This is a genomic window from Sphingosinithalassobacter sp. CS137 (assembly GCF_014334115.1).
In the GTDB taxonomy this organism is placed as follows: Bacteria; Pseudomonadota; Alphaproteobacteria; order Sphingomonadales; family Sphingomonadaceae; genus Sphingomonas.
On sequence record NZ_CP060494.1, the window covers coordinates 945,647 to 968,808 of the forward strand.

Annotated in this window: 22 protein-coding genes and 2 tRNA genes; 7 read left to right on the plus strand and 17 right to left on the minus strand. The window is 67.5% G+C overall.

The features are described from left to right. The first annotated feature begins 7 nt into the window (after positions 1 to 7). The gene (locus tag H7V21_RS04415) at positions 8 to 229 is read left to right on the plus strand and encodes a DUF3072 domain-containing protein (protein WP_188055635.1); all 222 of its coding nucleotides are present in this window, start codon (positions 8 to 10) and stop codon (positions 227 to 229) included. A 14-nt stretch (positions 230 to 243) separates the two neighbouring features. On the opposite strand, the gene H7V21_RS04420 is transcribed toward H7V21_RS04415, so the two are convergent. Genes H7V21_RS04420 through ccmC form a run of 7 tightly spaced genes read right to left on the minus strand, consistent with a single transcriptional unit; the run spans position 244 to position 5,106 of the window. Beyond that, positions 244 to 912 (minus strand): tetratricopeptide repeat protein, encoded by a 669-nt coding sequence (locus H7V21_RS04420; RefSeq protein WP_188055636.1) that lies wholly within the window; start codon positions 910 to 912, stop codon positions 244 to 246. Next, positions 909 to 1,337 carry a cytochrome c-type biogenesis protein gene (locus H7V21_RS04425; RefSeq protein ID WP_188055638.1) on the minus strand — a complete coding sequence of 143 codons (429 nt, stop codon included), beginning with the start codon at positions 1,335 to 1,337 and terminating at the stop codon, positions 909 to 911. The genes H7V21_RS04420 and H7V21_RS04425 overlap by 4 nt, the downstream gene beginning before the upstream one ends. Further along, on the minus strand, positions 1,334 to 1,861 hold the full coding sequence (locus tag H7V21_RS04430) for a redoxin family protein (RefSeq protein WP_188055640.1): 528 nt from the start codon (positions 1,859 to 1,861) through the stop codon (positions 1,334 to 1,336). The genes H7V21_RS04425 and H7V21_RS04430 overlap by 4 nt, the downstream gene beginning before the upstream one ends. Further along, positions 1,858 to 3,798, minus strand: a complete 1,941-nt coding sequence (locus tag H7V21_RS04435) for a heme lyase CcmF/NrfE family subunit (protein ID WP_188055642.1) — start codon at positions 3,796 to 3,798, stop codon at positions 1,858 to 1,860. The genes H7V21_RS04430 and H7V21_RS04435 overlap by 4 nt, the downstream gene beginning before the upstream one ends. Then, positions 3,795 to 4,220 carry a cytochrome c maturation protein CcmE gene (gene ccmE, locus H7V21_RS04440; RefSeq protein WP_188055644.1) on the minus strand — a complete coding sequence of 142 codons (426 nt, stop codon included), beginning with the start codon at positions 4,218 to 4,220 and terminating at the stop codon, positions 3,795 to 3,797. The genes H7V21_RS04435 and ccmE overlap by 4 nt, the downstream gene beginning before the upstream one ends. After that, positions 4,217 to 4,348: a hypothetical protein gene (locus H7V21_RS15820; RefSeq protein WP_262504006.1), complete on the minus strand. Its 132-nt coding sequence runs from the start codon at positions 4,346 to 4,348 to the stop codon at positions 4,217 to 4,219. The genes ccmE and H7V21_RS15820 overlap by 4 nt, the downstream gene beginning before the upstream one ends. Continuing rightward, positions 4,345 to 5,106, minus strand: coding sequence for a heme ABC transporter permease CcmC (ccmC, locus tag H7V21_RS04445; RefSeq protein WP_188055646.1), 762 nt, complete (start codon positions 5,104 to 5,106; stop codon positions 4,345 to 4,347). Before ccmC ends, H7V21_RS15820 begins: the two co-directional genes overlap by 4 nt. A 151-nt stretch (positions 5,107 to 5,257) precedes the next feature. Here ccmC and H7V21_RS04450 point away from each other — a divergent pair, with 151 nt between their 5' ends. Next, positions 5,258 to 5,764: a PilZ domain-containing protein gene (locus H7V21_RS04450; protein WP_188055648.1), complete on the plus strand. Its 507-nt coding sequence runs from the start codon at positions 5,258 to 5,260 to the stop codon at positions 5,762 to 5,764. Between the two features lie 34 nt (positions 5,765 to 5,798). Here the strand turns inward: H7V21_RS04450 and H7V21_RS04455 are convergent, their stop codons facing one another. From H7V21_RS04455 to H7V21_RS04465, 3 genes are all read right to left on the minus strand, one after another. After that, complete coding sequence (locus H7V21_RS04455) at positions 5,799 to 6,851, minus strand: Glu/Leu/Phe/Val family dehydrogenase (protein ID WP_188055650.1); 1,053 nt, start codon at positions 6,849 to 6,851, stop codon at positions 5,799 to 5,801. A 30-nt stretch (positions 6,852 to 6,881) separates the two neighbouring features. Beyond that, a tRNA-His gene (locus H7V21_RS04460) sits at positions 6,882 to 6,958 on the minus strand. A gap of 84 nt (positions 6,959 to 7,042) precedes the next feature. Further along, positions 7,043 to 8,302 carry a GspE/PulE family protein gene (locus H7V21_RS04465; RefSeq protein ID WP_188055652.1) on the minus strand — a complete coding sequence of 420 codons (1,260 nt, stop codon included), beginning with the start codon at positions 8,300 to 8,302 and terminating at the stop codon, positions 7,043 to 7,045. Between the two features lie 131 nt (positions 8,303 to 8,433). On the opposite strand from H7V21_RS04465, the gene H7V21_RS04470 reads away from it, so the two are divergent. After that, positions 8,434 to 9,117, plus strand: a complete 684-nt coding sequence (locus H7V21_RS04470; protein WP_188055654.1) for a prolyl hydroxylase family protein — start codon at positions 8,434 to 8,436, stop codon at positions 9,115 to 9,117. Positions 9,118 to 9,214: 97 nt separating this feature from the next. Here the strand turns inward: H7V21_RS04470 and H7V21_RS04475 are convergent, their stop codons facing one another. The 5 genes from H7V21_RS04475 to lon all read right to left on the minus strand — a co-directional run bounded on the left by H7V21_RS04475 (position 9,215) and on the right by lon (position 17,035). Continuing rightward, positions 9,215 to 11,884 carry an outer membrane beta-barrel protein gene (locus H7V21_RS04475; protein WP_188055656.1) on the minus strand — a complete coding sequence of 890 codons (2,670 nt, stop codon included), beginning with the start codon at positions 11,882 to 11,884 and terminating at the stop codon, positions 9,215 to 9,217. 81 nt (positions 11,885 to 11,965) lie between these two features. After that, positions 11,966 to 13,603 carry a hypothetical protein gene (locus tag H7V21_RS04480; protein ID WP_188055658.1) on the minus strand — a complete coding sequence of 546 codons (1,638 nt, stop codon included), beginning with the start codon at positions 13,601 to 13,603 and terminating at the stop codon, positions 11,966 to 11,968. A 456-nt stretch (positions 13,604 to 14,059) separates the two neighbouring features. After that, positions 14,060 to 14,134 (minus strand) — tRNA-Val (locus H7V21_RS04485). 91 nt (positions 14,135 to 14,225) lie between these two features. Further along, positions 14,226 to 14,498 (minus strand): HU family DNA-binding protein, encoded by a 273-nt coding sequence (locus H7V21_RS04490; protein ID WP_188055660.1) that lies wholly within the window; start codon positions 14,496 to 14,498, stop codon positions 14,226 to 14,228. 140 nt (positions 14,499 to 14,638) lie between these two features. After that, positions 14,639 to 17,035, minus strand: a complete 2,397-nt coding sequence (lon, locus tag H7V21_RS04495) for an endopeptidase La (protein WP_188055661.1) — start codon at positions 17,033 to 17,035, stop codon at positions 14,639 to 14,641. Between lon and H7V21_RS04500 the strand changes: the two genes are divergently transcribed. From H7V21_RS04500 to H7V21_RS04515, 4 genes are read left to right on the plus strand one after another with little or no spacing between them, the layout of a single operon-like run. Then, positions 17,034 to 17,795, plus strand: a complete 762-nt coding sequence (locus tag H7V21_RS04500; RefSeq protein ID WP_188055663.1) for a hypothetical protein — start codon at positions 17,034 to 17,036, stop codon at positions 17,793 to 17,795. The two genes, lon and H7V21_RS04500, sit on opposite strands and share 2 nt — an antisense overlap. Positions 17,796 to 17,808: 13 nt before the next feature. Then, on the plus strand, positions 17,809 to 19,554 hold the full coding sequence (locus H7V21_RS04505) for a M1 family metallopeptidase (RefSeq protein ID WP_188055665.1): 1,746 nt from the start codon (positions 17,809 to 17,811) through the stop codon (positions 19,552 to 19,554). Further along, on the plus strand, positions 19,554 to 21,290 hold the full coding sequence (locus H7V21_RS04510) for a M1 family metallopeptidase (RefSeq protein ID WP_188055667.1): 1,737 nt from the start codon (positions 19,554 to 19,556) through the stop codon (positions 21,288 to 21,290). The genes H7V21_RS04505 and H7V21_RS04510 overlap by 1 nt, the downstream gene beginning before the upstream one ends. Continuing rightward, the gene (locus H7V21_RS04515) at positions 21,287 to 21,883 is read left to right on the plus strand and encodes a hypothetical protein (protein ID WP_188055669.1); all 597 of its coding nucleotides are present in this window, start codon (positions 21,287 to 21,289) and stop codon (positions 21,881 to 21,883) included. The genes H7V21_RS04510 and H7V21_RS04515 overlap by 4 nt, the downstream gene beginning before the upstream one ends. Here H7V21_RS04515 and H7V21_RS04520 read toward each other — a convergent pair. Then, complete coding sequence (locus H7V21_RS04520; RefSeq protein WP_188055671.1) at positions 21,880 to 22,575, minus strand: hypothetical protein; 696 nt, start codon at positions 22,573 to 22,575, stop codon at positions 21,880 to 21,882. The two genes, H7V21_RS04515 and H7V21_RS04520, sit on opposite strands and share 4 nt — an antisense overlap. A gap of 49 nt (positions 22,576 to 22,624) precedes the next feature. Then, positions 22,625 to 23,146, minus strand: coding sequence for a type II CAAX prenyl endopeptidase Rce1 family protein (locus tag H7V21_RS04525; RefSeq protein ID WP_188055673.1), 522 nt, complete (start codon positions 23,144 to 23,146; stop codon positions 22,625 to 22,627). Between the last annotated feature and the right edge of the window lie 16 nt (positions 23,147 to 23,162).

A 23,162-nucleotide genomic window follows, 5' to 3' on the forward strand; every position in this document is an offset into this window, starting at 1 on the left:
AACGACGATGGCCGACGGCAATCCCAAGGCGGAGCCCTTCTCGAACGCCGAGAAGGATCCCGAGGACTGGACCACCGGCGACGAGCCGATGACGGGCGCCCAGGCCTCCTATCTCAAGACACTGAGCGAAGAGGCCGGCGAACCGTTCGACGAGACGCTGTCGAAGGCGGAGGCATCGAAGCGGATCGATGCGCTGCAGGAAAAGACCGGGCGTGGCTCGGACGGCTGAGGTCGGGTTCGCTGTTAGCGCGCCTGCGGCGACTCTGCCGTGGGTGCCTCGACCTGCGTGGATTGCTCGAGGAAGCGATCGAGCAGGAAAAGCCGCATCACCAGATCGTTGCGATAGCTGGCATCTTCGGGGGTGAGTTCCACTGCGCGCGCCCACCAGCGCCGTGCACCGGCAAAGTCGCCCGCCCGGACATGGGCGAGCCCGCGATAGAAGGGCGGTCCCGGATGCTCTGGCCACAGTTCGATCGCGCGGTCGAACGCCAGCTCGGCCGGAGGAGAGACATTGTTGCCGTCGCGCTGCGCCAGCGCGAGTCCCAACCCCGCCCAGAGCGAACCGTCCTGCGGCGCGGTCCGCACGGCACCGAGCATCACCGCGGCGGCGTTGTCGTAGTTGCCGCGCCGAGTCATCGCGTCGGCCGCGACGAAATAGCCCCGCGCGAAGGTCGCCTGGCCGTACATCGCGTTGCGCAGTGCGACGAGGTCGGGCTCGACGATGCCGGGCCTGCTGCCTGCATCTTCGACCGTGCTGCCGGCCAGGCCGGGGCTTCCCTGCCAGGCGTAGCCTGCCGCGCCGAGCATCAGCGCCGTCGCCGCGAAGGTCCACAGCCGCCGCGGATAGCCGGCGAGCCACAGGACGACCGCCGCCAGCAGCGCGACCAGCGCGAGTGCAATCCAACCGATCATGACCGGCGCCTCCTGAAACTCCGCCGCGCGATCAGCACGCCCAGCGCCAGCAATGCCAGCGGTGTGAGCCAGAGCGGCGCTGTCGCCCAGCTCCACGGGGGATCATAGGTCACATAATCGCCGTAGCGCGCGATCAGCCATTCGCGGACGTCGTCGGGCGATTCGCCGGCCGCGATCCGCTCGCGCACCAGCCCGCGCATGTCGCCCGCCATTTCGGCGTCGCTGTCGGCGATCGACTGGCCCTGGCAGACGAGGCAGCGGAGCTCGTTCATCAGCGCCTTTGCCTGCGCCTCCTGCCGCGGATCGGAAAGCTGGCGATAGGCAAATTCGGCCTGAGTGTTCGTCTGTGCCGTCGCTGGCGCTATCGCAGCCGCAAGCGCCGCCAGCGGCCCAAGCGTGCGGAAAAGGATGCCGGGCGCCGTCATTCCGCTTTCCGCAGTGCTTCGAGCAGCTCGGGCACGTCCTCGGCGCGAATGTCGCCGATATGCTGCGCCACGATCGTGCCGTTGCCGTCCACGACGAAAGTCTCGGGCACGCCCGACGATCCGAGTGCAAGCTGGATCTCACTCGTCGAGGCGTCGCCGATCGCCGTGTAGGGATCCCCGTTGCGCGCCAGGAAGCCGCGCATCGCCTCGGCCGTGTCGCGCACGGCGATGCCCTGGATCTCGACGCCCGCTTGCTTGAGCGCCATCAGCTGCGGCGCCTCGGCGATGCACGGCGCGCACCAACTGGCGAAGATGTTGAGCAGCCGGGGCTTGCCGTCCGCAAATTGCGCGGACGAGACCCCCGGCCGGCCTTCGAGCAACGGCTCGAGCGCGAATTCCGGCAGCGGCTGCCCCACCATCCGCGATGCCACCGCCCGATCGGCAGGCGACAACAGCCCGCTCCAGACGAGAGCGAGCAATGCCACGAATGCCGCCAGCGGCAGCCAGAGCAAGACGCGCTTCATTCCGGCTCCCCGTCCCGTTCGCGGCGCCAGTCGCGGCGCACCCGGCCGAGCAGCGACAGCGCGCCGCCCAGCGCGATCAGGCCGCCGCCGGCCCAGATCAGCGTGACGAACGGCTTCCACCACAGCCGCAACTGCCAGCGCCCCTGCTCCGCCGATCCGCCGAGCACGCCATAGAGCTGCCCATTCCACAAGGTCGCGATCGAGGCCTCGCTGGTGGTCGTCACCGGCGCGGAAAAGAAGCGCTGCTGCGGCGTCAGCTGGAAGAGCACGTCGCCGCCGCGGTCGACGTTCAGCCGTGCCTCGATCGCCGACCAATTCTCGCCGAGTGCAGGACGCACTTCCATCAGCCGCACGCGGAACGGCCCGACCTCAACCGCGTCGCCGACCCGCACCGCCGCCAGGCGCTCCTGCGTGAACGCGGTGTCGCTGGCCATGCCCGCGATCGCGACCGCCACGCCGAGGTGGCCGATCACCATGCCCCAGGTGAAGAGCGGCGTGCGCCGCAGGTTGCGCTTCCACAGGGGTGCGACGCTCGCCACCGCAAGCCCCGCCGCCAGCGCAATGCCGAGCAGCGGCATGATCCCGGTTGCCGGAGCCGTCAGCAGCACGGCCGCCAGCGCCAGGACGGCCGCGGCGATCGCCGGCAGCATCCGCCGCGCGAGCGCACGCGAACTGTCGCGCCGCCAGCGCAGCAGCGGCCCCGCCGCGGTCGCTGCGACCAGCGCCAGAGCGATCGGCCCGGCGGTCTTGTTGAAGAAGGGCGGTCCGACCGAAAGCTGCTCCCCCAGCGCCTGGGCGACGAGCGGATAGAGCGTGCCGATCAGCACGATGCCGAGGATCACCGAAAGCAGGAGGTTGTTGAGGATCAGCGCGCCCTCGCGGCTCACCGGCTCGAAGGTGGCGCCCGCCTTCACGGTGCCGATCCGAGCCCCGAACAGCGCGAGCGCGCCGCCGATGTACAGCGCCAGCAGCACCAGGATGAACGTGCCGCGCTCAGGATCGACCGCAAAGGCGTGCACGCTCGTCAGGATGCCCGAACGGACCAGGAAGGTGCCGATCATCGACATCGAGAAGGCGACCACCGCCAGCATCACCGTCCAGGCACGCAGTCCGTCGCGAGTCGCCAGCACCGTCACCGAATGGAGCAGCGCAGTCGCCGCGAGCCAGGGCATCAGCGAAGCGTTCTCGACCGGATCCCAGAACCACCAGCCGCCCCAGCCGAGCTCGTAATAGGCCCAGTAGCTGCCGGCGGTGATGCCGATGGTGAGGAAGATCCAGGCCGCCAGCACCCAGGGCCGCATCGCCCGCGCGAACGCCGGCCCCACGTCGCGAGTCACCAGCGCTCCGACCGCGAAGGAAAAGGCGACCGACAGCCCGACATAGCCGAAGTAGAGCGTGGGCGGATGAAAGGCGAGGCCGGGATCCTGCAGCAAGGGATTGAGCCCCAGCCCCTGCGGCGCCGCCGGGTCGAGCCGTGCGAACGGATTGGAGGCCCAGAGCAGGAACGCATAGAAGCCGAGTGCGATCAGCGCCTGTGCGCCCAGCGTGGCGGCCAGCGTGCGCGCCTCCAGCCGCCGCTCGATCAGGCCGATCGCCGCCCCGGCAAGGCCGAGCACCGTCACCCACAACAGCATCGAGCCTTCGTGATTTCCCCAGGCGCCTGCGATCTTGTAGAGCAGCGGCTTGGCCGAGTGGCTATTCATCGCGACCAGCAGCACCGACATGTCGGACCGCACGAACAGCGCGATCAGGATCAGGAAAGCGAGCAGCCCGAGCAGCCCCTGCACGATCGCCACCCGGCGAGTCGCGAGGAGGAAGAGCCCGCCCATATCGCCGCCCTGACGCGAGGAGACGACGCCCGCCCAGGCCAGTGCGAACTGGAGCAGCCCCACGGCCGCGGCGAGCCAGAGGGCGGCGAGCCCCGCTTCGGCGATCATTGCTCGATCGCGTCCATCTTGCCGGCCAGTTCGGGCGGCATGTAGCGCTCGTCATGCTTGGCGAGGAGATTGTCGGCGGCGAAGCTTCCGTCCGCCAGGAACCGGCCCTCGGCAACGACGCCCGATCCTTCGCGAAAGAGGTCGGGCGCAACGCCGGTGAACGCCACCGGCACCTGCGCCACGCCATCGGTGACGACGAAGCGGATCGAGACGCCGTCGGACTGGCGCTCGATCGATCCGTCCTCGACCATTCCGCCCAGCCGCACCGCGCGGTCGGTAGGCGGCGCCTTGGCCGCGACGTCGGCGGGCGCATAAAAAAAGGCGGCTTCGTCGCGCAACGCCGAGAGCGCGAGTCCGCTCGCCCCGCCCACCGCGCATAGCGCGAGCAGCCCGAGCACGAGCCGCTGATGCTTCGCCTTCATGGCCGTTTCCTCAACGATTCGGCGGCCGCTTCGGCACGGCGCATCGCGCGCCAGCTGAGCAGCGCGAGCAGCGCGGCGCCGCCGATAGTGACTGCATAGGCGGCGATGACGAAGGGCCAGGGGTTCATCCGCGCGCCATCCGCTTCATTCGAGCCTCTACTTTCGCCTGCGCCAGCATGGCGCGCATCCGCATCAGCACCACGCCGCCGAAGAACAGACTGAATCCCGCCAGGGTGAACCAGAGCGGCCACAGCATCGAATCGTCGATGGTGGTGCGCGTCAGGCCGATGCTCTGCCCCTGGTGCAGCGTGTTCCACCACACCACCGAATAGCGGATGATCGGCAGCAGCACCGTGCCGGCAATGCCGAACAGCGCGGGAACCCGTCCGTCGCCGCCGCGCTCGGCATCGGCGCGCGCGAGCGCGATATAGGCGAGATACACGAAGAACAGCAGCAGCATGCTGGTGAGCCGCCCGTCCCATTCCCACCAGGTGCCCCAGGTCGGGCGGCCCCAGATCGATCCGGTCGCGAGACAGATCGCCGCGAACAGCGCGCCCGCAGGCGCGATCGCCCGCCCCGCCACCGCCGCCAGCGGATGCCGCCAGACGAGATAGACGAGGCTCGCGATCGCGATGCCGCTCCACCCGCCCATCGCCAGCCACGCCGCCGGCACATGGATGTAGAGAATGCGCACCGTCTCGCCCTGGAGATAATCGGCCGGCGTTTGCGTGAGCCCTGCCCAGCCGCCGAACAGCGCAAGCGCCACCCCCGCCCAGAACAGGATGGGCGTCAGCGGTCGCGCGAGCTTCAGAAAGCGCGTTGGATTGGCGAGTGCGTGGATCACGATACTGGGCGCCCAATAGCCGGGTTCGTCACCGGAATCCATGTCGGGGGTTTTGCGGATCGACGATCGGCGCAAAATCGCGCGACGGCGCCCCCCGGGGCGCCGACGATGGGGCGTTCACCTTCTTGAGTGACGGTCTCGAAAGGTCGCTCGCCGATGCTGCGCATCCAGCTGCGGGGCGCAAAAAAAGACCATGTCCGAACATCTTCCGATCGAGCGGCGGCACGACGCGCGGTTTGCGCTAAAGGCCGCGGTGTCGATGCGCCTGCCCGGCGAACCGCGCACTCCGGGCCGGCTGCTCGATATTTCGCGGACCGGTTGCCGGCTGATGACTCACCGGCCGCTCGCGACCGGCACCGGCTTCTGGCTGATGGTCGGCAACCTCGAACCTCGCTTCTGCCACATCGTCTGGGCCCATGAGCGGTTCGCGGGTGCGCGCTTCGCCGTCGAGCTGGAGGCGCCGGCGCTCAAGCGGCTCACCGAAGAGTTCAGCCCGCTCAGCGAGCGCGATGCCGCCGAACTGCAAGCGCTGTCGGCGAAATGCAGCGAGCTCGCCCGTTCGGCGACCGGAGGCAGCGCGGCCGATCATCTCGCGACGTTGGCGGACGATTGCGAGGCGGAGGCGATCGCCTTCGCCGCCGCGCGGCAGCGCGAGCGAGTCGAGGAGCTGTTGAAGCGGCTTTCGGTCGCCGGCGACTGACACCGCAAGCCGGTCAACCGGCTCCGGCCACGGGTCAGCCCCGGCCGATGATCCGCTGCGCGATCCGGTCGGCGACTTCGCTCTCGGAATCGCCGGTGCGCTCGCTCTCGTCCCACACTTCGGTCAGCCGCTCGGGAATGCGGGCGATCCGCGCCTCGACCTCCGCCCGGTTCCCCTGCCCCAGATATTCGAGGCCGACATTGATGATGCCGCCCGCGTTGATGACATAGTCGGGCGCGTAGAGGATGCCGCGCGCGTGGAGCCGGCGTCCGTCGACGCGAGTCGCGAGCTGATTGTTCGCGCCGCCCGCGACGACCTGGCACTGGAGCGCCGCGATCGAGCTTTCGGTCAGCACCGCGCCGAGCGCGTTCGGGCTGACGATATCGGCCTTCATCGTAAGGATTGCGTCCGCCGCCGCGGTTTCCGCCCCCAGCTCTGCAGCGAGCGCCGCCGCCTTCTCCGAATTCACGTCGGCGATCGTCAGCTTCGCGCCGTCCTTCGCGAGCAGCCGTGCGAGCCCGCCGCCGACGCTGCCGACGCCCTGAATCGCCACATGCACGCCCTCCATCGTCGAAACGCCCAGCGCACGCTGCGCAGCCGCCTTGACGCCCAGATAGACGCCCATCGCCGTGAATGGGCCCGGATCGCCGCCCGCGCTGCCCGCCTCGACCGGAAGGCCCGAGACGTGCCGCGTCATCGTCGCGATCACCTTCATCCGCGCTTCGGACATGCCGACGTCTTCGGCGGTCACATAGCGGCCGCAGAGCGATTCGACGGCGCGGCCGAACGCCTCGAGCTGCGTGTTCGTGATCTCGCCGCCGGCCTTGTCGGCCAGTACCACGCCCTTGCCGCCGCCCATCGGCAGCCCGGCCATCGCATTCTTGTAGCTCATCCCGCGCGAGAGCCGCAGCGCATCGGTGATCGCCGCGGCGCTGTCGGCATAGTGCCAATAGCGCACGCCGCCCGCCGCCGGCCCCAGCGTCGTCGAGTGCACCGCGATCACGGCGCGCAGGCCCGATGCGGGATCCGTAAAGAGGTGCAGGCCCTCATGATCGTCGAAGTCGGGGAAACCCCAGTCGGTGGTCACGCTATACGGTCCGGGCTGATGCAGAGAAAATGGGGCGACCGACGGGACTTGAACCCGCAACTTCCGGCATCACAAGCCGGCGCTCTGACCAATTGAACTACGGTCGCCGTGGAGGATGCGCGCTTAGCGGGCGCATGGCCGAGGCGTCAAGCGCGTCTCCCGCGCTGATGTGGGGATGCGCCGTGTCGACATCAACAGATCGGCACGAGCGCCTCGCCGCGCGAGATGCGGACTGCCTCGTCAGGTGTCGTCACCCCTTCGCGGACCAGCGCCCGCGCCGCCGATCCGAGATTCGGCGCGTTGAGGAAGGCATGGCGCGACAGGATCGCCGCGTCGCCGCCATCCTGAATCAGCCGGCGCAGCGGCGGATCGGCCTCGATTGCCTCGAACACGCCGGTGAGACCGGAATAGCCGGTTCCCTCGCAACACGCGCAGCCCACCGCCGAATAGACGATTGCACCTGGGTCGAAGCCCAGGAGCGCGGAGGTCGAGCCCTGAGCCTGCACCGGCTCGCGGCAGGCGTCGCACAGGCGCCGCACCAGCCGCTGCGCCAGCACGATCGTGAGCGCCGAGGCGAGCGGAAACGGTTCGCCGGTGCTGGCGCGCAGCGCCAGTATCGCCTCCACTGCGTCGCCGCTTGCGACGCTCGCCACCACGAGCCGTCCAGCCAGCGCCGCCTGCACGGCCACCAGAACCGATGCGCGATCGTCGAGATTCTCGACCACCACCACGTCCGGATCCTGCGGAAGCAGCGCCCGCAGCCGCCCGGCAGTGTCTCCGGCCGCCGCGATCTGACTGACCCCCTCGAGGGCGGGTGCGAAATTTTCCTCGATCGCAACGACGTCGCGGGCGCTCCGGTCCAGGCTCTGCAGCATTGCGCGCAAGGTGGTGCTTCGGCCCGAACCTGCCGGTCCGCTCACGATCACCAGGCCCGCGCGGCGATCCAGCGCAGCGGCGATCCGTCCCGCCTGCGCCGGCGGCATGCCGAGCGCAACCAATGGCCTGCCGCGGGCATTCGCCCCGGCGCCCTCGAGCCGCAGGACGATGCGCTCTCCGGTGCGGACGCGAAGCGCCGTGACGGCCGCCTCCGGCAGGTCGGATCGTGCCGAGCAACAAATGCGGCCCCGTCGGGTGCCGTTCAAATCGGGCTCGAACCTCGCCATCATGTCGAGGTCGCGGACCAGCGCATCGCCTTCGGCCGGCCCAAGCCGGAGCACTTCGACGAGAAGGCCAGACGCACGCACGCGCACCGCCAGCGCATCCTCCTGCGGCTCCAGATGAACATGCGTGGCGCCGCGCCGCGCAGCATCGGCCAGCAGCGCGACGAGCAAGCCCTCAGCCTCGGCCATTCCCGCTGAGGCACAGTTCAGCGGCGCGAACTGCGGCATCGCGCCCGAAGGAGCGTCGAGCCATGTGTCGGCGCGCTCGGGCGCCTCGGCTTCCCCTTGCATCGCGTTCCCCTTTTCACCGCTCGAATCCGCGCGATGTGACCCTTGTCTTACGAGGAGGCTACAACCGTGTGACAAAAACGATGCGGCGGACACGGGTAGCTTCGGACGGCAGGATTTGGCAGAATCACGCCATGCTCGAAACAGCCGCAGCGCCCGATTCCGCGACACGCCCCAACTTCGGCTCGGGCTATCCGCAGGAGCCGGTCGTCGCCCATCTGACCGCACGACCTGGCGTGCAGCGCGTTCCGAATCCGAAACTGACTCTGTTCATCGCCAAGCGCTTCCTGGATGCCCGGCTGTGCGCCGAGATCATGCGCCAGATCGACGCGCAGCGCCGCCCCTCGACCATCTCCGATCCGAACGGCGACGACCGCTTTCGCACCAGCGAAACCTGCGATCTCGATTCCGGCGACCCGCACGTCGGCGAAGTTGAACGCCGTATCCTGGAATTCATCAGGCTCGACGGCGCGCATGGCGAACCGATCCAGGGCCAGCGCTATGCGGTCGGCCAGGAGTTCAAGGCGCACACCGACTATTTCGAGCCGGCTGGCGTCGATTTCGAACGTTTCTGCAGCGTTGCGGGCCAGCGCACCTGGACCGTGATGCTCTATCTCAACGAGCCCGATGCCGGGGGCGCCACGCGCTTCAAGGCAATCGACAAAACGGTGCAGCCGGAAACGGGCAAGCTGCTCGCCTGGAACAATCTGCGGCCGAACGGTACGCCGAATCCCTCGACTCTCCACCACGCGATGAAGGTGCGCGCGGGCACGAAATACGTGATCACCAAGTGGTTTCGCGAGCGCCCCTGGTCCTGAGCGCCCGAAGCGCCGCGGCGTCCGTTCCGCCCGGAGTTAAAAAGAAAGGGCCCCGGACATGCGTCCGGAGCCCCCCTCCCCCTCTTGGTACCGTCGCTCAGAAGGTCGTGCTGACTCCAAGCGAGAAGACGCGGCCGAGCCGATAGGTGTTCGTCTCCACCCGTCCGGCGTCGCCGAAATCCTGGAACTCCTCAAAGTCCTCGCCGGTCAGGTTGCGCGCCTCGAACTTGATCTCGAACGAGCCGCCCAGCACTTCAAAGCCCTGGCGCGCAACGAGATCGAGCCGAAGCCCGGGGCGCTCCGTCACCGGCGGCAACGACCCGCCACCGTTCTGCACGCCGCGGGCGACGATGCGGTCGCTCGCATAGTTGAAGAGCAGCGTCAGCTGCGACAGCGTGTCGGTATCCTCGATGCCGACCTGCACGTTCACCAGATGCTCGGACTGGCCGACGAGCGGCAGGCCCGAAGCGAACACCTGGCTCGCCGGAACGAAGTTGGCGGGCGTGATCGGATCGCGCACCTGCCCGTCGGTCAGCACTTCGGACTGGCTGTAGGTGTAGTTACCGATCAGCAGCAGGCGACGCGAGGCGAAGAAATCGCCCACGAAGTCGAGCGGAACATATTTCTGCAACTCGAACTCGACGCCATAGAGTTCGGCCCGCGGCGCATTGGTGAAGTTGGTTTGAAGGCCGCTGCTCCCCGGCAGGAAGTAGGTGACCGTCTCGATCGGGTTTTCGATATCCTTGTAGAAACCGGCCACCAGAACGCGCTCGTTGTTTCCGAAATACCATTCGTAGCGGGCTTCGAGGTTCCAGATCTCCGTGTCGACCAGGAAGGGGTTGCCATAGAAGGTGCGGCTGGAGTCGAAGTCCGAATAGAGCTGCGGCGCAAGCTCGCGAAACTGCGGCCGGGCGATCGTCTTCGAACCGTGCAGGCGCAGCTGCATGTCTTCCATGAAGTTCCAGGTGATGGTGCTCGCGGGCAGCCAATAGTCGTTCTCGAGAAGCGACGCCGGCTGGTTGTCCGACGGCCGCACCTGCTGCTCGGCCGATTCGTAGCGCACGCCCACCTGGGCGCGCAGCGCGTCCCACAGTTCGGTCTCAGCCTGGACATAGGCGCCGTGGATCCGCAGCATCGCATCATAGGACCGCGCACCGAGCGAGGTCGACAGCGGCCGCAGGATGATGTCGTTCTGGAAGATACTGGTGTCGGAGATCAGCGCATCGGGCCGCTGCTGCGAAGCGAGGAAGCCGAGGCCACCACCGCCCTCGACTGCATAGTCGAATTCGTAGCGATAGGAGTCGCGCGCGGTGTCGGTGTAGGCATAGCCCGCCGAGAAGGTGATCGGCGTGTCCAGCAGCCACTCATAGGCCAGATCGACGCCGCCGGCCCACACGTCCTCGTTGAGATCGCTAAACACGATCGTCGCGCCCGACGGGTTGTTGCCGAGACCGTTGACGAAATCGTCGACGGCGCTGCTGTAGACGTAGGTGAAGGTGCGCTCATAGGGCGAGCTGCGCTGCGTGTTGGCATAGGCGCCGCGCACGTCCACATCGAATTCGCCGAAGTCGAATTCGCCGACCAGCTGGCCAGTGTAGAGCTGGCGCTCAAACCAGTTGGTGTTCTGCACGTTCAGCAGATTGTTGTTCTCATTCTCGCCCTGACCGAGACGGGTCTGCTTCAGCGTGTCGTGGATGTAGAGATTTGTCGCGCGGATGCGGTGGTCGCCGAACTCGAGGCCGAAGCCCAGCAGACCGTTGACCAGCGCGCGGTGGTCGGTTGTCACCCGCCGGAAATCGCTGCCCAGCGTGGCGATGTCGTCGATCGCCACCTGCTGGATCGCATCGCGCGTGCGCCAGCTGTTGCTGATGCCGGCGCCGGCGATGATGCCGAACTCGGCGTCGCCGCCCATCGGAACCGTCGTACCGAAGCTCGCTTCGCCGGAAAAGTTCGGCGGGATGTGCCACTGCGCCTGGACGAGGGTGGTCTCGGCATTCGTGAGCTGGGCAACCTGCGCCGACTCGATCGGAGTCTGGTTCTCACCGGCTCGGATGACGAACTGCGGAACGTCGCGCTCGCCTGAATCGAAGCCGGTCCAGTCGTAGGAGCCGCCGTCGTGGACATAGCCGAGTTCGCTCGTGGTCACCGTGTCGAAGCCGACCGAAGCTCCGATCTGGAAGAACGTCTCGTCGGGAGTCGCGCGGGTCGTCAGATTGATGACGCCGCCACCGAACTCGCCCGGATAGTTGGCGGAGAAGCTCTTCTGCACCAGCGATGAAGCGATGACGTTCGTGGGGAAGATGTCGAGCGGAACGACTCGGCGCAGCGGCTCGGGGCTCGGCAGCGGCAGACCGTTCAGCAGCGAAAGCGAATAGCGGTCGCCAAGACCGCGGACATAGACGAAGCCGTTGCCGACGACGCTCAGGCCGGTCACGCGCTGCAGCGCGCCAGCGATGTCGCCTTCGCCCGTGCGGGCAATGTCGGCGGCGGAAAGCACCGAAACCACCTGTGGCGTGGCGCGCACGACGCTCGGAATGTTGCCGCGCACGACAATGTCGCCGATGTCGCTCGCGCCGGGCGCGGAGATTTCAAGTTCCTCCGCGGGGGCTTCCTGCTCCGGCACGTTCTGCTGGGGCGCGGGATCGACGACGGCACCGGACGGAGGCGCTGCAGGCGCAGGCGCTCCCGACGACTGCGCCAGTGCGGCAGGCGCGACCAGGCACGAGGAGAGGAACAGAAGGCTTCCGAAGGCGAGCTGGTTTTTCATCGGGCTATCCGGTTCGTTTGAGAAAAGGACGGAAAGGGGAAGCGAGCGCGAGGCCCGCCTCCCCCGAATTCCAGTCCCGCCTTAGGTGGACGGCACGGCCGTGCAGTTGCCGCTCGCCGCACCGAAGTTCGCGCGGTTGGAGTTGCAGGTCCAACCCTGGAACCACGTGTCACCCGAGCCGCTGACGGCACCGATGTAGCTGGTGTTGACGAGGAAGCCGTTGTTACCCGGGAGCGTCGAGGCATTCGTCGGGGTAACGCCGGTGGCGCCGCTACCCGGGAAGAAGCCGTTCTGAACGCCGTTGGTACCGCCAGCCACGTTGTTCGCGCTGCTGCCGGCAGTGAGCAGGGCCTCTGCATCGCTTGCCGTGATCGTCACAGCCGAAGCTCCCGAACCACGCGTTCCGGCGATCGCGAACGGCGAGCACTGGAAGAACATCGAGTTGAAGGTCGGCGGACCGGCATCCTGCAGGCCGGCATCGGCCGGACGGACCGTCGACCGGTCAGAGGTGTCGGCGAGCAGCTGGATGCAGGCCTGGGGGCTGACGACGATACCGTTCACGAACGCCGTGTCGGCGCCGCCGCGGAGGCGGATCGCGGCGCCCGGACCAGCCGACGAGCCATAGTGGATCGCCGTGAAGTTCGCGAGGCGGCCATAGGTGCGCGGCAGGCGATCGTTGTTGCCGTTCGAGTCGATCTCGAGGGCATAGGCGTCGTCGTTCGCCGCAGCGATCGTCTGCGCCTGGATCAGCAGCGCGAACTGCACGAAACCGCGCCAGCCCGAGTCATAGTCGAGGCTGTCATCGTCGGCGCCGGTGATCACCAGGTGACGCAGGTTCGACGTGCCGCCGAAGATCTCGATGCCGTCGTCCGAGCTGTTGTGGACCTGAACATGGTCGATCACGGTGCCCGAGCCGGCGCCCGCGAGCGTCAGGCCCTGCAGCTCGTTGCCCGAGATGCCGCCGATGACGGTGCCCGAGTAGCGGATCTGGACGTACTGGAACACGCCCGAGCTGTCGCCCTGCGCGTTACCGCCATAGAGCGCGTTGCCGGTACCCTCGACGGTGGCTTCGCAGGTCGTGCTGGTGCCGCCCGCATCGTTGCCGGTGGCGCAGTCGGCGATCGGCGCGCGGCCGGCCAGGATGACGCCGCCCCACAGGCCCTCGGTTTCGTCGGTGACGTTGCCGGTCAGGTTTTCCTGCGCAGTGAAGATGATCGGCCGTGCCGCAGTGCCCTGGGCATTGATGGTCGAGCCGCGGTTGACGATCAGATAGTCGGGATCGGTGAGCGTGGTGTTCGCGAAGATCACGGCGCCCGGCTCGATCGTCAGGTTACCGGACTGGCCGGCGGTGCCCGTGGTGCCGCGGTCGATACCCACGTTGACGCGGCCGTTCAGCTCATAGGCGACGCCCGCTGCCGCCGGCAGCGTCGTGTTGGTCACCAGCGCCGGAATACGGCAGACGCGGAAGTTGCCGATCGTGCCGGCGTCGGTGAGTGCCTGGCCCGTGTTGGTCGGGCAGGCTGCGGCCGGACCGGTGGTGGGGGTCGGCGTGGGCGTGGGCGTCGGCGACGGCGCGGGCGCCGGAGCAGGCGTCGGGGCCGGGACGATCACCACGCCTTCGCCGGGCGAGGCGACGCTGGTCGCGCCGTCGCACGCCGAAAGGGCGGCGCCTGCGCAGCTGGTCATCAGAATAAGGCTGAGGCGTTTGAAGCTGGCCATAAATTCTCCGTATCCGGGTCGGTGCCGAGTGGCGGTTTCGCGTGCGATCGGATCGACTCGGTGAACCCCCTGTCGACCTCAGTCGCGGCCCCTACGGATGCGGCGTGACCGCTGGATGCGGTTTTCGAGACTGCTTCGTTGCGTTTTCGCGACGAATTTGTGACGAACGTGACGCGCGCGTGACAGATGCGCCGCCGTGCGTTGCCGCGCCCGCAGCGATCCGGCGATTTCACGGACCTATGGCGTGCCCCGCGGCAGCGCCCCGGGAGCGTTGCACATGCGCAACAGCAAGTAGGAAAGCGTCGCGGTTGGGTCGGCCAGAGGTCATTGGATCACCCGCCCGTCGCGGGGAACAGCACGCGCTGCATGCGCACGCGGGTCAGCGCGATCGGTACTACGGGCCTACAGCGCAAACGAAAACGCCCGCCGGAGGATGTCCGGCGGGCGTTTCGAAGATGGTGGGCGCGGCAAGGATTGAACTTGCGACCCCTGCGGTGTGAACACAGTGCTCTACCACTGAGCTACGCGCCCTAACCTGTCGCGCGGAAGGCCTTGACCATGCGCGCGGGAGGCGAGCCTCTAGAGAAGCGCCAGGTGCTTGTCCAGCCCCGGCGCAACTCGATCAGTTCACCGAATCCTTCAGGCCCTTGCCGGCCTTGAACTTGGGCTGGTTCGACGCCTTGATCGTCATTTCCTCGCCGGTACGGGGATTACGGCCGGTCGAAGCCTTGCGCTTGCTGACGGAGAAAGTGCCGAAGCCGACCAGACGAACTTCGTCGCCCTTCTTCAGCGCCCCGGAAATCGCGTCGAACACCGCCTCGACGGCCTTGCTCGCATCGCCCTTGCTGAGGCCCGACGTGTCGGCAACCTGCCCGATCAGCTCTTGCTTGTTCATACCTGGGAGTCCCCTGTTGCGTTCGTTTCTAATAAATGAGTCGCGGCATCAGCCGGTGACGCAATAAGGACGTTCGAGTTCGCACTGTCAAAGGATTTCCGCGGTTTTCCGTCGGAAATTTAAGGCCTCTTGCCGCTCCCTCAATGCGGAAGCGGCTCACCGATGCCCTGAACGACCGTCGGCGGATGCGCCGCGAGCTCATCGGCGTCGCTCCAGTCGATCGGAGCGAGCGTCTCGGTGAGTGCCAGGCGCAGCACTTCGTCGACATGGCTGACCGGCACAATCTTGAGCCCCTCCCGGATGTTCGCCGGAATTTCAACGAGATCCTTCTCGTTCTCGGCCGGGATCAGCACGGTCTCGATGCCGCCGCGCAGCGCCGCCAGCAGCTTTTCCTTCAGCCCGCCGATCGGCAGCACGCGGCCGCGCAGCGTTACTTCACCGGTCATCGCGATCTCGCGGCGCACCGGCACGCCGGTGAGCGTCGAAACGATCGACGTTACCAGCCCGATGCCCGCCGAAGGGCCGTCCTTGGGCACCGCACCTTCGGGGAGATGGACGTGGACGTCCTTGCGGTGGAACAGGCTGGGCTTGATGCCATAGGTGGGGGCGCGCGCCTTCACGAAGCTGAACGCCGCGTCGACCGATTCCTTCATCACGTCGCCCAGCTTGCCGGTCGTCTTGATGTTGCCCTTGCCGGGTACGGTGACGCTTTCGATCGTCAGCAGCTCGCCGCCCACTTCCGTCCAGGCCAGGCCAGTAACGGCGCCGATCTGATGCTCTTCCTCGGAAAGCCCGAACCGATATTTCCGCACGCCCGCGAACTCGTGCAGATTCTCGGGCGTGACGACGACGCTTTCCGCCTTTCCTTCGAGGATGCGGCGCAGCGCCTTGCGCGCGAGCTTCGCGATCTCGCGCTCGAGCGTGCGGACGCCCGCCTCACGGGTGTAGTAGCGGATCAGGTCGCGCAGCCCTTCCTGCGTCAGCTCGAACTCGCCATCCTTCAGCCCGTGCGCCTCGACCTGCTTGGCCAGCAGGTGGCGCTCGGCGATCTCGACTTTCTCGTCCTCGGTATAGCCCTCGAGCCGGATGATCTCCATGCGGTCGAGCAGCGGCTGCGGCAGGTTGAGCGTGTTCGCGGTGGTCACGAACATCACGTCCGAGAGATCGATGTCGATCTCGAGATAATGGTCGTTAAACTTGTTGTTCTGCTCGGGATCGAGCACCTCGAGCAGCGCCGAGGCGGGGTCGCCGCGGAAATCCTGACCGAGCTTGTCGATCTCGTCGAGGAGGAACAGCGGATTGCCCGTGCCGGCCTTGCGCAGATTGGTGACGATCTTGCCCGGCAGCGAGCCGATATAGGTGCGGCGGTGGCCGCGGATCTCGGCCTCGTCGCGCACGCCGCCCAGCGACTGGCGCACGAATTCGCGGCCGGTCGCCTTCGCGATCGACTTGCCGAGGCTCGTCTTGCCCACGCCGGGAGGCCCGACGAGGCACAGAATGGGCCCCTTCAGCTTGTTGGTACGCGCCTGGACCGCGAGATACTCGATGATCCGGTCCTTGACCTTCTCGAGCCCATAGTGATCCGCGTCGAGCACTTCCTCGGCCTCGACCAGATCCCTCTTGAGCTTCGACTTCTTGCCCCAGGGCAGCCCCAGCAGCACGTCCAGGTAATTGCGCACCACGGTCGCTTCGGCGCTCATCGGCGCCATGGTCTTGAGCTTCTTGAGCTCCGCCTGCGCCTTGGTGCGGGCTTCCTTGGAAAGCTTGAGCGTGGCGATCTTGTTGGTCAGCTCGGCGATCTCGTCGCCGTCGCCTTCCTCGCCCTCATTGCCCAGCTCGCGCTGGATCGCCTTGAGCTGCTCGTTGAGGTAATATTCGCGCTGGGTCTTTTCCATCTGCCGCTTCACGCGGCTGCGGATCTTCTTCTCCACCTGGAGCACGCCCAGCTCGCCTTCCATGAAGGCGAACACCATCTCCAGCCGCTTCTGCGGATCCTGCTCGACCAGCAGCGCCTGCTTGTCGGACACCTTCACTGCGATGTTCGCCGCGACGGCATCGGCGAGCCGCGACGCATCCTCCAGCTCGGCGAGCTGCACGGCGGTCTCGGCCGGCAGCTTGCGGTTGAGCTTGGCGTAATTTTCGAACTGGTCGATCACCGAGCGCATCAGCGCCTGCACTTCGGCGCCCTCGACCGCGACCTCTTCGACCGGACTCACCTCCGCGACGAGATATCCCTCGCGCTCCTCGACGCCGTCGAGCGATCCGCGCTCCTTGCCCGCCACCAGCACGCGAACCGTGCCGTCGGGCAGCTTCAGCAACTGGAGCACCTCGGCCGAAACCCCGGTGTCGTACAGATCCTCGCGCCCCGGATCGTCCTCGGCCGGGTCGAGCTGCGCGACCAGGAATATCTCCTTGTCATCGGCCATTGCCGCTTCGAGCGCGGCGACCGACTTGTCGCGGCCGACAAACAGCGGCACGATCATGTGCGGAAAGACGACGATATCGCGCAGGGGCAGGACGGGATAGGATTGCTTCATGGATACTCCGACACCGCCCGAGGGGGGCGGCCTACCCTCACTATATGGGAGTTCCGTCGAAGGCATCAATCGCGCGGCAGATTTCGTGTCGCGGCGGGCGCTGCTCGGCGCCGGTCTCACGCTGCCGATGGCCGCGCATGCGGTGCCCCGATCCCGGCAGGAAGGCACCTTGCTCGAGCGGGCGATCGCTGCCCGCGGCGGGCGGGCGCTGATCGAACGGGTGCGGGCGATCGCCTGGACCGGCACCTATGGCCATGTGACCGAGAGAGGCCTCACTACCATCGCCGTCCGAACGTCGATCGAGCCGTTCGGACGGATCGAGATCAAAGAGAGTTACGAGGGTGAGGCGGAGGTCCTCCACACCATCATCGGCCCCGCAGGCGGCACGGCGGGAGACGGGCGGCGTGAGCCACGGACGCTGAGCGAACAGAAGGTCGCGGCCATTCGTGCGGAATATGGCTTCTATGGCTATCTTTTGCTCGGCCGAAGCGAGACGAGCATCGTCGGCGACCGCCTCCATTCCGAAAAGCCTGGATTTCCGCCGATCGACTTCGAAGTCGCGCCGTCCGGCACAGTGATCGCAGGCTATTATGCCGCGGGCGTGGGCTACGGCGGCGGGCCGCGCCTGCTGCGCTACGCACTCGAAGGCGAAATCGTCGACCACGGGCTCCGCTGGCCGCGCCGGATCACTGCATCAAACGAGCGGGGGCAGATGGACCACCAGCTCACCCTGGACACGCTGAGCATCACGCTCGGATGACATCTTCTGGAGAATGACCATTCGTACCGATCTCTTCCGCCGCACCGCATCCGCCGCGCTGCTGCTGCTGCTCGCCAGCACCGCGCCGGCCGCCTACGCCGCCGATCCGGGCCAGCCGCCGCTGACCGAACAGACCGCGCGTTCCGGCGCGCCGCTCGACCCGGCACAGGAAAAGCTGCGGTTCGATTCGGCCGACCTGTCGTTCGAAGTCTTTCCGGAGCGCGAATCGATCGCCGGTGTGGCGAAGCTGCGCTTCACCGCCACCGATCCGCTCGAGACGCTCGTCGTCGACCTCGATCCCAACCTGCCGGTGTCGGCGATCTCGATCGACGGCACGCCGCTTCCTGAGAGCGCATGGGAGAACCCCGAAGGTCGGCTGTCGATCCGGCTCCCCGCGACCATCCCCGCCGGCCGCGCGTTCGAAGCGACGATCGCCTATGCCGGAACGCCGCACGTCGCGGTGCGCGCGCCCTGGGAAGGCGGCTTCGTCTGGTCGCAGACGCCCGAGGGCAAGCCCTGGGTGGCGACCGCATTCCAGATGCAGGGCTGCGACCTCCTGTGGCCATGCATCGACTATCCGACCTACGAGCCTGATTTCGTCGATCTGCACATCACTGTGCCGGAAGGGCTGAGCGCTCCGGCGAACGGCGTTTTCCGCGGAGTCGAGCGGCTCGCGGACGGGCGCTCGACCTGGAGCTGGCACGCCACCGATCCGACGATCTATGGCATCACGCTGAACGTCGCGCCTTATGAAGAGATTTCGGGCACCTATGCCAGCCGCTTCGGCAACAGCATTCCGATGCATTTCTGGCACCTGCCCGGCCGCGACGAGCGGGCCCGCGAACTGTTCGCCGAGTTCGCACCTACGCTCGACTTCTTCGAAAGCGTGATCGGCCCCTATCCCTTCGCCGACCAGAAGCTGGGCGTCGTCGAAACGCCACATCTCGGCATGGAGCATCAGACGATCAACGCCTATGGCAACGAGTACAAGAAGACGCCCGACGGCTTCGACGAGCTGTTTCAGCATGAATTCGCGCATGAGTGGTTCGCGAACCAGCTGACCGCGGCGAATTGGGACGATTTCTGGCTGCACGAAGGCTTCGGCAGCTACATGCAGCCGCTCTACGGCCAGTGGCGGGAGGGTGACGGCCGCTATCTCTCGATGATGCTGGCGCTGCGCAACGGCATCCGGAACCAGCATCCGATCGTGTCGGGCGAGCCGCAGGACGCAGGCCATGTCTATCGCGGCGACAGCGGGCCAAGCGGCGACATCTACAGCAAAGGCGCCTGGGTGCTCCACACGCTGCGCAACCTGATCGGCGACGAGGCCTTTTTCGATGCCGTGCGCCTGGCGGTATACGGCCGTACCGATCCGCGGCCCGGCAATTTCGAGCCGCTCTATCGCACGACGCCCGAATTCATCGGCTTCGTGAACCAGGAAGCGGGCCGCGACCTGCAATGGTTCTTCGACGTGTACCTCTATGAGGCCGCTCTGCCCGAGCTCGAGCAGAGCCGCGAAAACGGCCGCTTGAACCTGCGTTGGAAGACGCCGAACGACCGCCCCTTCCCGCTGCCGGTCGAAGTCCGCATCGGCGATCGGGTCGAAACAGTCGTGATGGAGGGCAATCGCGGCAGCATCGCCGTGCCCGAAGACGCGCATGTCGTGATCGACCCGATGTCGAAGATCCTGATGCAGTCGGACAGCGTCGACGCCTATCAGCAGTATCTCCTCCGCCGGATGCGGGGAGGCGGGCACTGATGCGCGGCAGGATCGGCACCGCATGGCTCGCGGCGGCGGTGCTGGCGGTTCCCGCTGCGGCGCAGGAGGCGGAAGTGCCGGCGCCACGCCCCGGGGAGCCGCCGATCTCGGCGCAGACGCAACGCTCGGGCGGCGTCCGTCCAGCTGAACAGGCAGGGCTGCGGCTGAAGCACGCCGATCTGGCGCTCGAGCTATTCCCAGACGCACAGCGGATCGCCGGCGCGGCCACGCTCAGGCTCACGAGCGAGCGGCCGGTTTCGCGGCTGCTCATCGATCTCGACACCAACCTGCCGGTATCGGCGGTGTCGATCGACGGCCGTCCGCTCGCCGCCGGAAGCTGGAGCAATGCCGAGGGACAGCTTTCGATCCCGCTCCGCCGGCCGCTCGCCTCCGGGCGGGAAGTCACCGCGCGCATCGCCTATGCGGGCACGCCGCACGTCGCGGTACGGGCACCTTGGGACGACGGCATCGTCTGGGCGCGAACGCCGTCGGGTGCGCCCTGGGTCGGCACCACCTCGGAGGGCTTCGGCTGCGACCTCTACTGGCCCTGCCTCGATTTCCCCCGCGGCGAGGCCGAGGCGGTCGACCTCCACATCACCGTTCCGGAAGGGCTGAAGGCGCCCGCCAACGGCACGCTCCAGGGCGTCGAGACTCTGGCCGACGGCCGCACGACCTGGCACTGGCGATCGCGCAGCCCCAACCCTTATTCGCTGGCGCTCAACGTCGCGCCCTATGCCGAGATCGGAGCGGAGTATCACAGCCGCTTCGGCAACAGCTTCCCGATCCGCTTCTGGCACCTGCCCGAGCATGCGGCGCAGGCCCGGCGGCTGTTCGACGCCGAGTTCGCGCCGACCATCGACTTCTTCGAAGCCGTGGTCGGCCCCTACCCCTGGAGCGACGAGAAGCTGGGCGTGGTCGAGACGCCGTATCTCGGCATGGAGCATCAGACGATCAACGCCTATGGCAACGGCTATCGCGCCACACCGCATGGCTTCGACGATCTGTTCCAGCACGAGCTGGCGCACGAGTGGTTCGGCAATCAGGTGACCGCCGCCAACTGGGACGATTACTGGATCCACGAAGGCTATGCCGCTTACATGCAGCCGCTCTACGGCCGCTGGCGCGAGGGCGACGCGCGCTATGCGGTGATGATGGACGAGCTGCGCCGCGGCATCGCGAACCGCGCCCCGATCGTCTCGGGCGAAGTGCGGACCGAGGAAGAGGTCTATCGCGAGGAGACCGGAGGCCCGGGTGGCGACATCTACAGCAAGGCCGCCTGGGTGCTCCACACGCTGCGCCACACCATCGGCGACAATGCGTTCTGGGAAGCCACGCGCCGGCTGGTCTACGGCCGCCCTGATCCGCAGCCCGGCAATTTCGCGCCGCGCTTCGGCTCGACCGAGGACTATGTCGCGATCGTCGATCAGGTGACGGGCACCGACTATGGCTGGTTCTTCGACGTCTATCTGCGTCAGGCCGAACTGCCCGAGCTGATTTCCGAACGGCGCGGCGACCGACTGCTGCTCAAATGGCGCGCTCCGGCAAACCTGCCCTTCCCGCTTCCGGTCGAGGTGCAGATCGATGACCGGATCGAGCGGCTGGCGATGACCGGCGGCAGCGGCAGCATCGCCGTGCCGGAAGGCGCTCATGTGGTGATCGATCCGCACGCGAAGCTCTTGCGCCACTCTCCGGCGCTCGAGCGGCTGCGGCAGCAGCGGCAGGCAGGAGGGCAATGATGATGCCGAAGCGCTTCCTAGTCCGGCTCGCGCTTGCGGCCGGCTTCGCCTCGACCCTCGCCGTTCCGGCGGCAGCGCAGCAGGTGCGCGAGATTTCGGCGCCGCCCGGCCCCTGGTCCCCGCCTGGCGTGGACGTTCAATTTCCCGAAGCGGCCGGCGAATATCGTCGCGGGACCGTGCGGGCATATGGGGCGGACGATTGGAGCGTCAGCTATGTGCGCCGCGATGCAAACGGACTGGCCAGCCTGGTGAGCGTCTATCTCTATGTGCCGCATGGCCGTTGCGCCGCCGAGTTCGAAGGCGCCGTCGCGGCGCTTCGGAACGGCCAGCAGGACGCACGGGAAGTCTGGCGTTCCAAGGCGCCTGCGCCGGGCGGAGCGCCCGCGGACGCGGCCGATCACGCCCGCTTCACGATGAAGGCGACGGTGGGAGGCACGCCGACGCCCGTTGTCTCCGACGTGTATGTCTATTGCCCGCAGGGCTCGCGCTGGGCGATCAAATATCGCGCGACCTGGCCTGCCGCCAACGACGAATCGTCTGCCGGGCAAGCCGTGCTCGGCGCGATCGACTGGTCGGGCCTCCGCGCCGATTAGCGCGGCTGCGCCACTTCGATCCGGAACAGCTTCGGCGGGATCGGCATCAGCCAGGCGAGGCTCGCAGCGAATCCCACCTGCCACGGCAGGTGCACGCATTCGAGCCACAGCACCAGATCGTTCGGAGCCATCGTCCGCAGCGCGTTTGTCCAGCGCAATCCCCAGGCCATGCCGTAGGCGCCGACCGTGCCGAGCAGCAGCGTCGCGAACGCCGCCTTCCAGACGCTGGCCCGCCGCCGCGGCACCAGCGCCAGGAACGGCAGCACCGCGAAGCTAAGCGTCGCGCCGGTGACGCCGCCGACGGCGCCAGCGAACAGGTTTCGCGCGAACTCGCGTCCATCGGGGAAAGGTCGGAAATGCTCGACCGCCCAGGCCCAGGCGACATAGCTGGCGGCGGCATGCGCCAGCGGCACCAGCAGCAGGAAATAAACCAGCCGGCGCAGACGGCCGTTGCGCTTCAGCCGCGCCAGCACGAACGGCAGCCCGAACAGCGGCGTCAGCTGCACGCTGGGACCCAGTACCGGCGTGATCGCCAGCTGCGGGTCCGCCCGCACCGCGAAGGGAAGTGCCGCGGCATAGACCAGCGCCCCCAGCAGCAGCCACAGGAACGCGCCGCCGAAGTCGCCGCGATAGTCCGGCCATCGAGAGGGCGGCGTCAGCGGCGGTTCGGAGAGGCGGGCGGGCGCAGTCACGGAGCGCATCGTGCCGCGGCTTTGTGGCGGGAGAGTGGACGCCGCGCGGTCAGCTCGCCACCAGCAGCGCCAGCGAAGGCATGGCGTTGTTGAGCGCATGGATCGCCGCCGCGACTGCAATTCCGGTCCAATAGCCCGAGCGGCTGCGCCAGTGCAGAAATGCGATCGAGAAGATGAGGAACCCCCACCAGATCACCAGCCCCCACCCCGGTGCCTGGAGACTGTGGACCACGCCCCAGCCGATCGCACTGGCCACGGCGGCAACGCCCGGCGCGGTGAAGCGGGTGAGCACGAGCAGCGGCACGCTCATCAGCAGCGTTTCGACCACCGGGGCGAAGACGACCAGCGTGAAGAACAGCGCGAGCCGTTCGGCAGTGCCGACCGGCATCGCGATCTCGGGCCCCGCCTGGATCGGCAGGAGCAACGCCACCCCGGCGCCGAGCACCATATGCCCGACGATCGCCAGCAGCGCGGCGAGCAGCACATAGACCGCCGCCGGCATGCGGGCCGAAAAGAGAAAGGCCGGGAGCAGCGGCAGATACCGCGACTCGCCGGCCGTTTCCTGGTCCATCGGAGGTCAGCCGCGC